This is a genomic window from Flavobacterium sp. (genome assembly GCF_046293665.1).
GTDB lineage: Bacteria > Bacteroidota > Bacteroidia > Flavobacteriales > Flavobacteriaceae > Flavobacterium.
Window position 1 is genome coordinate 40,512 of the sequence record NZ_JBKBOL010000003.1, and the last position, 12,410, is coordinate 52,921.

Genomic DNA, 12,410 nt, shown 5'->3' on the forward strand with positions numbered 1-12,410 from the left:
CTTCATTAGATTCATCATTTTTTATTGGTTAAAAGGGATAAGGGAAAAGGGATAAGTTTATTCCAGTTCTCTTAGATATCCTGATTGTTACAACTATTTGTACAGCCTGCGTGTGAGGTAATAGTTGGTTCCCGCCTACGCGGGAATGACAGTTGAGTTGGGTTATTTGCTATGCCCGACGCAGGCTTTCTTTTTTTGAAGCAAGAAGCAAGAGAAAAGAAAATAGAACATTGAGAATAGACTATTAACTTTTAAATATAAGCCTATGGTATAAACAACAAAACTAAACTTCACCCTTCGACAAGCTCAGGGTGACAAAAAAAGGCCCTCTGATTCTTGCTTGGCGGCGAAGAGAGGGCCTAAAGCAAACAAAACTAATGTTTCATTTAACCAAACCAATATTATGAATAAAAATTCATTATTCAAGGGCAATCAGGTTATTTGGTATGCCTTTTTTATATGGGCGTATCTTTTCTGTGTTGCTAGTTATGCTTTTTCGAATGAGGGAAAAGGGAAGAGGGATAAGGGAAAAGATTTTTCTACTCTATCTATTACTACACAACAAACAATTTCAGGAATCGTATCTGATAACAATGGTCCTTTGCCGGGTGTTACCGTTACGCTTAAAGGCACAAGTAATACCACTCTTACTGATGATAAAGGAAAGTTTAGTATTAGTGCGAAAGAGGGTGATGTGCTTATCTTTAGTTACATAGGTTATACTTCAATAGCAATGGCAATAACAATGGCAAATGTCAATGGGGATGCGTTGCGTATAACTATGCAGGAAGATGCGACAACTTTAAAGGAGGTAACTATTAATGCCGGTTACTATACTGTAAAAGACAAGGAACGCACGGGGAGTATTGCCAAGATTAGTTCAAAAGACATTGAGAAGCAACCGGTTAGTAATGTGCTGGCGGCTATGCAGGGAAGAATGGCCGGAGTTGATATCATACAGGATGGTGGTACTGCTGGTGGTGGATTTCAGGTAAAGATAAGAGGACAAAACAGCCTTCGGGCTGATGGGAATTCGCCGTTGTATATTATAGATGGAGTGCCTTACTCGAGTGAAAGTATAGGGTACAACAATACTACGACCGGTATGCCTTCGCCTACAAGTCCGCTTAACAGTATTAATCCAAGTGATGTAGAGAGTATAGAAGTGTTGAAGGATGCTGATGCCACGGCTATTTATGGTTCACGAGGTGCTAATGGGGTGGTGTTGATTACTACTAAAAAGGGGAAAGCCGGTAAGACTAAGTTTAGCATTACTTCTTCGACCGGAGTAGGCAAGGCTACAAAGTTTATTGACCTGATGAATACCGAGCAGTACCTGGCCATGCGCTTTGATGGGTTTGCCAATGATGGGATTACTACTTATCCTGCCAATGCCTATGATGTTAACGGAGCATGGGATCAGACACGCTATACTAACTGGCAAAAGGAGTTGCTGGGTGGCACAGCGGAGTTTAATGATTTGCAAGCCAGTGTGTCGGGTGGCTCAGCGCAAACACAATACCTGCTTAGTGGTACCCGTAGAACTGAGTCGACCGTTATCCCCGTGGACTTTAACTACAGACGTTCAGCGGTGCATTTTAATATGAATCATAGTAGTGATGATTCAAAATTTAAAGTTTCGTTTAGCGGTGGTTATACCATACAGGACAATAAGCAACCCGGGACTGACTTGAGCAGGGTAGCGCGGAACTTAGCACCTAATGCACCGGCATTGTATGACGCTCAGGGTAACTTGAACTGGGAGAATAATACGTTTCAAAATCCGTTAGCGCCGTTGGGATCCTTTAGTACGGTAAAGACCAAAGATTTGGTAACGAATGCTGTGCTTAGCTACGCTATTACGCCGAATCTTGAAGTTAAAGGGAATTTTGGCTATACCGCACTGACTAATGATGAACGGAAAATTACGCCGTCGACTATTGCCAATCCTTCGCAAGGGATTACCAGTGCTAACTCGTCTGCTCATGAAAATGCTACCGAAAGACAATCGTTACTTTTTGAACCACAGTTGCATTGGAAGCAAGCCTTTAGCAACAGTACTCTGGATGTATTAATTGGTGGTACTGCCCAACAGCAAACTACTAACAGACTCTTTACGCAGGGTGTAGGTTTTGCCAGTAATGCCTTAATTAATAATATGGCTGCAGCGAGTGTAAAGTACATTTGGGCTAGTGATATAACGGAGTATAAATACCAAGCTTTCTTTGGTAGGGTTAACTACAATTACAAAGACAAATATATTGTAAACCTGACCGGACGCCGGGATGGCTCGAGCCGTTTTGGTCCCGGAAACCAGTTTGCCACGTTTGGTGCTATTGGCGCTGCCTGGGTGTTTACTAATGAATCATTCTTGAAGGATAATACCGTTGTGAGTTTTGGAAAATTGCGACTGAGTTATGGTACGACCGGGAATGACCAAATAGGGGATTATCAGTTTTTAAATACTTATAGTACTACCGCACTTAATTATCAAGGGATAGTAGGGCTGGAGCCAACGCGATTGTATAACCCTGATTTTGGATGGGAAAGCAGTACCAAGCTAGAAGCCGCCTTGGAAACCGGATTTTTAAAAGATAGGTTGTTTTTGACTTTGGGTTGGTACCGCAACCGTTCTTCTAATCAGTTGGTGGGTATACCACTACCGGGGACGACCGGATTCACCTCGATTAATGCCAACTTGGATGCCACCGTTGAAAACAAAGGTGTAGAAGTTACCCTGAGAACGGTAAATTTTAACGGTGCGGCTTTTAAATGGACGACTAATTTTAATATTGCTGCCGCACGCAATACTTTGGTTTCTTTTCCGGGATTGGCCGGTTCTACTTTTGCCAATCGTTACGTGATTGGTCAATCTACCAGTATTATTAAAGTGTATGAGTTTACGGGTGTCAATCCGCAAACGGGGTTGTATGAAGTGGCGGACTTGAATGGTGACGGGTTGTTTACCTCGGCCGGCGACCGACAAAAGACCATGGATTTGACACCAGAGTATTTTGGTGGATTGCAAAATCAGTTGCAGTATAAAAAATGGCAGTTGGATTTTTTGTTTCAGTTTGTGAAACAGCTTTCGCCTAATTACACCCCGTTTGTGCAAGGCGGTGGGAATTTGAATCAAAGCAGTGCTATGGTTAACGCTTGGCAACAGCCGGGTGATGTAGTACCTTATCAAATGAATACTTCGGGCGCAAACAGTGCTGCTGTGAATGCTTTTTACCGTTATGCGGATAGTGACGCTATGATAGTGGATGGTTCTTATGTTCGTTTGAAGAATATTGCGTTGAGTTATGACTTAGCCCTGCAAAAAGGTATGAGTTGCCGATTCTCCTTACAAGGGCAGAATGTGTTGACGTTTACGCCATATAAAGGCGGTGATCCTGAATTTAAAAACCTTGGTTTTTTACCACCGTTGCGTGTGTACACTGCCGGGATACAACTTACTTTTTAATCTAAATTTTAACGTATGAAACGATATACTAATACTTTTTTTAAAGGAAACGCTTTGCGCGTTTCTTTAGTGGTGCTGTTGCTTAGTCTATGCTTGTCGTGTGACAATTATGTGGAGGTAGCACAGCCGAACTCCCAATTGACTGCCGGTGCCGTATTTGAGGAAATGAGTACTGCCAATGCGGCAATGGTGGGACTTTATGCCAAGATGCGAACAAATGGGATGCTTGCCGGTAGTGGTGGTGGTTCTGTTTATATGGGTTGGTATGCTGATGAGTTTGAGTTTTACCAAACCGGGATTAGTAACTTTTATAATAACAGTTTATTTCCTGCGGAATCAACCGTGACCTCGATGTGGAATAACAGCTATCGGCAGATTTATGAAGCCAATGCTATTATAGAAGGCGTTACCAATGCTGTAGCTTTACCTGAAACGGGAAGGAATCAGTTAAAAGGAGAAGCCTTGTTTGTTAGAGCGTTGCTTCATTTTTACTTGGTGAATGTTTATGGGGATGTTCCTTATATTAAGACTACTGACCGCATTCAAAACAGTCAAGTTAGCCGTATGCCTAGTGCGACAGTTTATGAGCATATCATTGCGGATTTGGAAGCAGCGAGTTTGTTATTGCCGGAGGCTTATTTTACGGCAGAACGTGTTCGTCCTAATAAGTTTGCGGTAATGGCGGTACTGGCGAGGGCTTATTTGTATACCGGTGCTTATGCGGAAGCTTCTAATGCTGCTTCGGCGGTGATTAATAGTCCGTTGTATGTGTGGGAAACTGATTTGGATAAAGTATTTCTGAAAGCGAGCACTACTACCATTTGGCAGTTTATGCCTAATGCGGCAGGCTTGAATACCACTGAAGGCGGTTCTTATATATTTCCGACAGGACCGCCAAGCTTGGTAGGATTGCGCCCTGATTTTGTAGCTGCTTTTGAAGCCAATGACCAACGCAAGGTTAAGTGGACTAAAGCGGTTACCAATGGTAGTTCGACCTGGTACCATTCTTTTAAGTATAAACAAAGAATTGCCACACCGACTTCACTGGAGTATTCGGTAGTGTTGCGACTGGCAGAGCAATATCTGATTAGAGCGGAAGCGCGAGCCAGACAAGGAGAATTGACTAGTGCCAAGTCTGATTTAGACCTTATTCGCACTACGGCCGGATTGCCGGTTACTGCGGCAGTTACTGCTGAAGATATAGTAGCAGAGGTAATAAAGCAACGTCGTTTTGAGTTATTTACTGAGTTTGGTCAACGGTTTTTTGATTTGAAGCGCAGCGGTACTATAGATAGTGTATTGTCGTTATCAAAGCCCGGATGGAATACTACGGACAGGCTTTGGCCTTTGCCAGCCTTAGAGCTGAATACGAACCCAAATTTGAATCCACAAAATCCCGGTTATTAAGATGAATATTAAATTTTTTTCATTGTTTTTTTTGAGTTTTTTAGTAGCCTGTCCCGCATTGGGGCAGGTTTCTACTAAAAAAACGTTGATCGAAGCCGACTATGACCGTTGGGGTACGTTAGCGGTTAATGACTTATCTGATAAAGGGAATTGGGTGAGTTACGCGATGACATACACTACGCAAAAAGACACTTTGTTTTTACAGCGGACAGATAAGCGTAAGTTATTTTCTTTCCCGAATGGTTATGACGGTCGTTTTGTGTCAGAAGAGTTGTTTGCTTACCGGGTAGGGACTGAGTTGCGATTACTTAATTTACAAGATTATCGAACCCGGATTGTAACAGACATAGCACGTTATGACTTTACCACCGCTAACCGATATCTTGTTACTTTAGATAAAAGTAAAATATTGCAGTTACAAGATACAAAAGGAAGGGTTGTTGCCCGGCTGAGTGATGTTAGTGACTACCAGTTAAGTGAAAACGGTACTGCCATGGTTGTTTGTTATAAAAAGGGTGAGCAATATGTAGTGGCTTGTTTGTCATTGAACAGCTTGCGTCAAACTGTTATTTTGGAAGGCGAGGTTGCGAGTAGCCGATTTACTTGGCAAGCAGACAAGAGTATAGCTTTTGTGAAAGCCGGTTTGCTTTATTATTATCGACTTGACTTGAAACAACTTCATTCTTTTGCAGTAACTAGTATAACTGGGTATGACCAAGGCACAATTGCCGATGGTGGTTTGAATCCTATAGTTATTTCTCATGACGGAAGCAGGGTGTTTTTTCGTATTACGAAGCCGTTAGCGGATTCCTTAAAAGGCAAAGATAATTTGGTTGAGGTGTGGAATGGAAATGACGACCGTTTGTATCCGGCACAGCAATATTTGGATGCTACTCCAATACCTAGATTGGCGGTTTGGTTTCCGGTAGCGCAAACTTATAAAGTATTGAGCGATGAAGATTTATACAGTTTTAGGTTGAATTCAAAGCAGGAGTATGTGGTTCTTTACGATTTGTACCGTCATGAGCGACTTCCTAAGCAACCGGAATGGACAGATTTTTATTTGAAGAACGTGCGTACCGGTGCAGAACGCTTGTGGTTAAAAAAGCAAACGGTTGATACCAACCAATTGTGCTTTTCGCCCACCTCGAATGCTATGTTGTACTATAAGGATAACAACTGGTGGTTGTATAGACCAGAAACAGATGAAACGGTCAATCTGACTCAAAATATTTCGACAGTTTGGGATAATTATGCTGAAGTACCGCATCAGTTTAGGGTTTATGGTTGTGCCGGATGGACGGCGGATGGTAAAAGTGTATTACTGAATGATGCTTATGATATTTGGAAGGTTTCATTAAGTGGCAGTGGTGGTGTTCGCTTAACTGACGGTGCAACGAAAAAGAGAATATATCGCGTTAGTAAAACTGAATATGAGACCATTAAGCAAGTTCCTTATTTGTATGGTAAACGCCATCTTTTTGATTTGCAGCATGAGATAGTTATGGATGTGGTTAATCCCATCGATTGGTCAATGGGCTATGCGACTTATAGTGCTAAAAGCGGAATTAGGAGTTTGGTTTTTGATCACAAGTACATTGATGGTTTGAAGAGGAGTCGAAATGGGAGTTATGTTTATAGAACTCAAACTTTTTCGCAGCCGCCACAACTGGAATTTGTGCGTGAAATGTCGATGGCAAAAACAACCTTGTTTGAATCGAACAAGCAACAACAAGAGTATGAGTGGGGCAGGTCGGAATTAATTTCTTACTATGACAGTAAAGGGACTTTGTTGAAAGGTGCTTTGTTTTATCCTGCCGGTTTTAATCCCTTAAAAAAATATCCTATGGTAGTGCAAATTTATGACCAAGAATCGAGAAATGTGCACCAATATTTTAATCCAACCCTATTGGATGGCGAAGGTTTTAATGTAAGTAATTACACTTCGACCGGTTATTTTGTGTTGCTGCCGGATATTGAGTACACTTTGGGAGCACCCGGACTTTCTGCAACAGATTGTGTAACTGCTGCTGTAAAAGCTGTAAATGCCATGGGTGCTGTTGATACTAAACGAATAGGTTTGATAGGACATTCATTTGGAGGTTATGAGACTGACTTTATTATGACCCAAACGAATTTGTTTGCCACAGCCGTTAGCGGTGCTGGTGTTAGTGACGTTATTCGTCGTTACTTTGAGGTTAATAGAAACAAGGGTAATAGAGGTGAGATGTGGCGGTTTGAAAACCAACAATTTAGGTTGGGAACTTCATTCTTCAATGATAAGAAAGCTTATCAGAACAATAATCCTATTGATAAGGCTGATGCTATTAAAGTGCCATTTTTGCAATGGACGGGTAAAAAAGACCCGGTAATTCCGTGGGAGCAAAGTTTATCTTTATATCTAGCCTTGAGACGACTCGGTTCTCCGACTATATTGTTGGCTTATCCCAATGAACCCCATTCGATTGAGAAGGCGGAAAACCAAAAAGACTTAAACCAGAGAATAAAGCAGTGGTTTGATTACTACCTTAAAGATAAAACAGATGTAGGTTGGATAACCAGAGGTACAGCTATTGAATAATGAATAATGCAGTTTCAACAACTTGAAACTGCATTATTTTTTTAAAAATTAACGGTGCTTTATTGCACGCGTTTTAGGGTTTGGTCACAAACGGTACCGTTAAGCCCGTAAGCTGTCCAACCACCAGGAGCTGTACAAGGCGTTCCAATTCCTTCTTCACATTCCACTTCAACCGGGAGACAATTGAATTCATTTGGATTGTGAATGTAAGCAATCATTGAAGTGGCGGCTTTGCCTTCCTTCGGCTGGTTTGTGCTTACGGCAGCTGCGCTAGCCAATGTAAATGCTGCGATTGGCAACATAAACAACTTGAAAATTCTAATTTTCATGGTAATTACATTTAGATTAATATTTTGATCTACTTTTTTCTACAGGTGTTCGATCTTCGTTCCTGATACCATATGGTATATCTTTATTTAGTTAGTTTGGATTTTATCCTTGGTCCAAATCCATATTTTAGCAGGTAGTGACCTGAAATTATGTAAAGAGCATCAGCTGTAGCGTAACAGTTTTTCATCCGAAATCCTTCCTCGTCATATACATAAAAACTGAATAGATAAGAATGATTGGTTAGATCGTAGACATCAACAACTGTGGCGTTACTCCAAGTGCTCTTGCTTTCAAATCTTCCTCGAAGATTTGAATTTACCAGTAAGAGGTTATTCGTAATGGCCGTTAATTGATTAACGATTATTGGTGGTGCTGCCATTTTAGTCTCACCGGTTGATTTTATTTTTTCGATTTTCAGCTTTGCTTTGGTGGTGGTGTCGATAGTGTTGGCGCGGTATTCCAGATTAAGATTGTTATCGGTTACGATGAATTCATTTCTGTAGTAGTAGGTGTAAACGAATTTATTCAGTTCGTAACTGTATTGTATGGTTCCGTCGGAATCAAAAATCCCGTCGATTTGTTTTTCAAGTATCGAAGTATTGATGTTTACGGATAAGCTATTTCCATGGTCAATGGTAGCCAGAATGTTTTCATAGTTTTTTGCAGATTGGCTTTTGATGATGAATTGGGAGTCATTGATGAATAGAATATCGCTAAATCCGTATTGGTTGTGACTTATTAATTTTGCTTTCCAATCGGAAACTTTTCCTCTATACAACACCGGTACGGTACCATCGTAGAGATAAAAATGAGGATAAACCACTTTCATCTGCACTGCCTTAAAATTGAAGTTCTCCTGATCGAGTTGAATGGTGTGATGTTGTTGGTTTTTTAATTGTGTGTCCCATACAAAAACCTGCAAGGGCGCTTTGCGATCGGTTATGTAAACTTTTTCGAGCGTTGCGCCTGCGATGTACATGGTGGTATTTCTTAAATCGGCTTGGGCTACTTTGGCAGCAGTTCCCTGAGGGATTCGTCGGATGAATGGATTTTCCTTTTGCATCACATCTTCGGACAATAGAAATAATAACCACATAGAGGCAATACCGATACTTCCGCCTATAATTGAAATAATGATGGTGTGTTTTAGGCCGCCATGTAATAGAATGGCAATTAGGCTTAATAAAACGAAAGCGCTGTTGAAAATAAGATGTTCAGTCCAGCCTAATTTTTCGAGTACTCCACCACAAGAGCAAGGGATGTATGAGGTGAAGTTGAGGATCATGACAATGTATATTGTAAATAAGAACATTAGAAAACAACTGGCATAGATGGCGGTTATCCGATATTTGGGTACCATCAGAATAATAGAGATAACAATTTCTAATGCAGGAATAAAATAAGCGAGAATATTGGCAAAAATGGTTAATAAGGGTGATTGTCCTAACTGTACTTGGAAGTTTTGGAAATCTGTCAATTTACTGACTGCGGCATAAGTAAAGAGGATGATGTGCAGTAGTGCAACTGCATAGATGAAATTGGTTTTGAAAGTGGTAGTTGTTTTCATTTCAAAAATTTATTTGGTAAATTTCTGTAAATGAACAGATTAACAGATTATCAATCGGGAATATTTCAGCAATCAAAACGGGAAGTACCGTTATTCCTCACTTTTCAGCGTGTTGCTTCTGGATACTTCACTTGGCTTACACCTGTATTTTTTCCTGAAAGCCTTAAGAAAGACTGTATATTCCTTAAAACCGCTTAGTAAGGCAATATTCTTTAATGGAATATTTGTTTGCTGGATTAGAAGGTGGGCTTTCTTCAGTCGCTCATCATTGTAATATTGGTAGATGCTTGTTTTGAGTAGATTCCGAAAGTTTTGCTTGAGGGTGAATTCATTGGTGCCAAACATTTCGGATAGTTCTCCTGTAGAAGGTAGAGGCTTTCCCAAATGGTTTAGGATATAATCTTGGACTTGTTGTATTAATATAGCAGCGCGATCAGTTCCAAGCGCTTTGATTTCTTTAGGAATTAAATATGGGTTCGTATATTTGGCTGATTGCAATTTTTCGGCAACCTCATTAAGCATTTTTGCTACCTCATTGAATTGTTTATCATTTTCTACTAAAGGAATACGGTATGTCAAATTACCATTGATAATTTCCAATAGCATACGATAGATTGTTTTGATTTTATGTTGATTTTGCTGGCTTTCCATGTGGAATAAATGGTCGGGAAGTTCAGCGAAAGTAAGTACAATAGAAAGTATATTCAAGAAATGTGTAGTGCTCATTCGGGAACGAGTACTATGATTTTAGTACTGTTTCCAATAACAAAGCACTGTCGTAAAAGACAGTGCTTTGTTAATTCAAATTAAATTTAAAATAGGGATTTATTTATTTAACCACATTGGTTTTGCTTTTAAAGTCTTGTCATATATTGAACAGTTCTGTGAATGAGCTTCTGGCAAATAGCCAATACTCATTAAAAATTCGTTTACGATTTCTCCACCGGTAAACCGAAATGTATTTTTAAATAACTTTACCCATTCTTCTTTTCTTTTCGGATGATGATATTCGAGCCATTTCTCAAAGGATCCAAATTCTGCCTGTAGCGTCAAGATTGTTTTTGCATTTTCAATGGCTGCATTTATCTTCAACCGGTTACGTATGATTCCGGCATCGGCTAAAAGCCTTTCGCGGTCCTTTTCTGTGTATGCAGCCACTTTTTTAATATCGAAGTTATTGTATGCTTTCCTAAAGGAAGCTTCCTTTTTTAGAATGGTTTCCCAGCTTAGTCCGGCCTGATTGATTTCCATTACTAAACGACAGAACAATTCATTGTCATCGTGAAGCGGAAAGCCGTAATAGTTGTCGTGGTAATTTTTATGTAATGCTTTCTTTTCTTCAGACTGCATAGTTTCTATAGCGGTGCAATAACTCATAATTTGAATTTTTAAAATAGGGAGTGACCAAAGATAGTCACTCTGTATAATTTTTAATCAGTTACTTTTAAATGCTGAATTTGTCCATCAACAATATCAAAGTGAAATTTCAGCATAATAGGGCTACCTGGAAATGTACCCGAGCATTCTGCTGACAAAACACTTGTTGTCCCGTTTTCGGTATATTCCAGTGGTTTCATCACTGATTGGTAGTTCTTGTTTGAGTGATCAATCCAGTGCTCTATTTCAAGTCTTCCCTTATGCGTTTTACCTTCGTCAAACACTACGGCAGTTTCTGAAAACAAATTGGCATAAGTCACGGCATCAAATTCGTTCTGTGCTTTAATCAAGTCTGTTAGTACTTTTGGTAAGTTCATTGTTATTATTTTTAAAGATTATTAAATTGTTGGTACGGTACCGCCATCTATTACATATTCGGTTCCTGATAAATAACTGGCTCTTGGAGAAACAAGAAAACCGACCAATTCAGCTACTTCTTCCGGTTCAGCAGGTCGGCCATAAGGTATTCCACCCAATGCTTCCATTACACCTTGCTGTGCTTCTTCTACCGTGCTATTGGCGTTTCTTGCAATCTCAGCCAACCAAGCTTTCGATGCTCCTGTATTGATCCATCCAGGAGAAACAGTTAGCACGCGAACACCTTTAGGCGCAACTTCATTTGATAAACTCTTACTATAGTTTCTCAATCCTGCTTTTGCAGCTGCGTAAGGCAAAGTTGAGTCGTACAATGGTAATATACCCTGGATAGAAGCTATGTGAATTATGACTCCGTTTTTTCGGTTTATCATTTGAGGTAAAAACCCTCTGTCCAATCTTACTGGAGCAAGCAAATTAGCCTGCAAGGTTGATTCCCAATCTTCATCAGACAATGCCGTAAAGCCACCTGCAGGTGTTGTTGAAGAGCCAAGATTGTTTACCAAAATGTCGAGCCTTCCGTAAACCGACAGTACTTCGCTGATTACTTTTTGTGTTCCTTCTGCTTTACTCAAGTCGGACTGAATGAAATGTAGTTTGCTGTTTTCCTTCTCCGGTGCATTCCTTGCAGTGATAATAACCGTTGCCCCAGCATATAGCAGCCTTTCTGCAATTGCTCTTCCTGCTCCTTTTGTACCTCCTGTTACTAAGGCGATTTTACCTGATAATTCGTTTTGATAATCCATCGTATATTCGTTTTAAAATTGTTAGGTACAAATTTCAGAAGTATGTAAGTTTCTCACAAGTACGGAGTTACGATTCGGATAGGGATAAATTTTTCCCCTATTGCAGGAATTGGTAGATACGTTTACTTTTGTAGTATGTATGAGAGAAAAACAATACCGAACTTAAATTGTGGCCTTGATCTTATAGGTGAAGTGCTATACGGCAAATGGAAGATACGTTTGCTTTGGTTTATTAATGAAGGATTTCAAAGACCTAGCGAATTGCAACGTAAAATACCGGATGCTTCACGCAGGGTTTTAAATATTCAGCTTAAGGAATTAGAAGACCATGAACTTGTTTCAAAAGTAATTTACCCTGTTGTGCCTCCCAAAGTAGAGTATAGCCTGACGGACTTCGGAAAAACGCTAATTCCGGTAATTACAGCGATTGGCGGATGGGGAGATGAGCATGAGGCACGTTTACGGTCGGTTATTACGAAGACCTTGGAAAATAAATCTTGA

Annotated in this window: 10 protein-coding genes; 4 read left to right on the top strand and 6 right to left on the bottom strand. The window is 40.2% G+C overall.

What is annotated here, in order from left to right; all coding sequences use genetic code 11:
* Positions 1 to 403 precede the first annotated feature (403 nt).
* The 3 genes from ACK4R1_RS06650 to ACK4R1_RS06660 are packed head-to-tail and all read left to right on the top strand — an operon-like array spanning position 404 to position 7,454.
* Entirely contained in the window at positions 404 to 3,466 is a 3,063-nt protein-coding gene (locus tag ACK4R1_RS06650; protein WP_409684901.1) for a SusC/RagA family TonB-linked outer membrane protein, read from the top strand.
* Between the two features lie 15 nt (positions 3,467 to 3,481).
* Positions 3,482 to 4,873 (top strand): RagB/SusD family nutrient uptake outer membrane protein, encoded by a 1,392-nt coding sequence (locus ACK4R1_RS06655; protein WP_409684903.1) that lies wholly within the window; start codon positions 3,482 to 3,484, stop codon positions 4,871 to 4,873.
* A gap of 1 nt (position 4,874) precedes the next feature.
* Positions 4,875 to 7,454, top strand: coding sequence for a prolyl oligopeptidase family serine peptidase (locus tag ACK4R1_RS06660; RefSeq protein ID WP_409684905.1), 2,580 nt, complete (start codon positions 4,875 to 4,877; stop codon positions 7,452 to 7,454).
* Between the two features lie 59 nt (positions 7,455 to 7,513).
* Here ACK4R1_RS06660 and ACK4R1_RS06665 read toward each other — a convergent pair whose 3' ends face one another.
* The 6 genes from ACK4R1_RS06665 to ACK4R1_RS06690 all read right to left on the bottom strand — a co-directional run bounded on the left by ACK4R1_RS06665 (position 7,514) and on the right by ACK4R1_RS06690 (position 11,909).
* Positions 7,514 to 7,783 carry a DUF6520 family protein gene (locus tag ACK4R1_RS06665; RefSeq protein ID WP_409684906.1) on the bottom strand — a complete coding sequence of 90 codons (270 nt, stop codon included), beginning with the start codon at positions 7,781 to 7,783 and terminating at the stop codon, positions 7,514 to 7,516.
* A gap of 83 nt (positions 7,784 to 7,866) precedes the next feature.
* A complete protein-coding gene (locus ACK4R1_RS06670; protein WP_409684908.1) occupies positions 7,867 to 9,351 on the bottom strand; it encodes a MauE/DoxX family redox-associated membrane protein in 1,485 nt (494 codons plus the stop codon).
* Between the two features lie 90 nt (positions 9,352 to 9,441).
* The gene (locus ACK4R1_RS06675) at positions 9,442 to 10,002 is read right to left on the bottom strand and encodes a helix-turn-helix domain-containing protein (RefSeq protein ID WP_409684910.1); all 561 of its coding nucleotides are present in this window, start codon (positions 10,000 to 10,002) and stop codon (positions 9,442 to 9,444) included.
* Between the two features lie 174 nt (positions 10,003 to 10,176).
* Positions 10,177 to 10,728, bottom strand: coding sequence for a DNA-3-methyladenine glycosylase I (locus tag ACK4R1_RS06680; RefSeq protein ID WP_409684912.1), 552 nt, complete (start codon positions 10,726 to 10,728; stop codon positions 10,177 to 10,179).
* 53 nt (positions 10,729 to 10,781) lie between these two features.
* Positions 10,782 to 11,105 carry a nuclear transport factor 2 family protein gene (locus ACK4R1_RS06685; protein WP_409684913.1) on the bottom strand — a complete coding sequence of 108 codons (324 nt, stop codon included), beginning with the start codon at positions 11,103 to 11,105 and terminating at the stop codon, positions 10,782 to 10,784.
* Between the two features lie 21 nt (positions 11,106 to 11,126).
* Positions 11,127 to 11,909: an SDR family oxidoreductase gene (locus ACK4R1_RS06690; protein WP_409684915.1), complete on the bottom strand. Its 783-nt coding sequence runs from the start codon at positions 11,907 to 11,909 to the stop codon at positions 11,127 to 11,129.
* 135 nt (positions 11,910 to 12,044) lie between these two features.
* Between ACK4R1_RS06690 and ACK4R1_RS06695 the strand changes: the two genes are divergently transcribed.
* The gene (locus tag ACK4R1_RS06695) at positions 12,045 to 12,410 is read left to right on the top strand and encodes a winged helix-turn-helix transcriptional regulator (RefSeq protein WP_409684916.1); all 366 of its coding nucleotides are present in this window, start codon (positions 12,045 to 12,047) and stop codon (positions 12,408 to 12,410) included.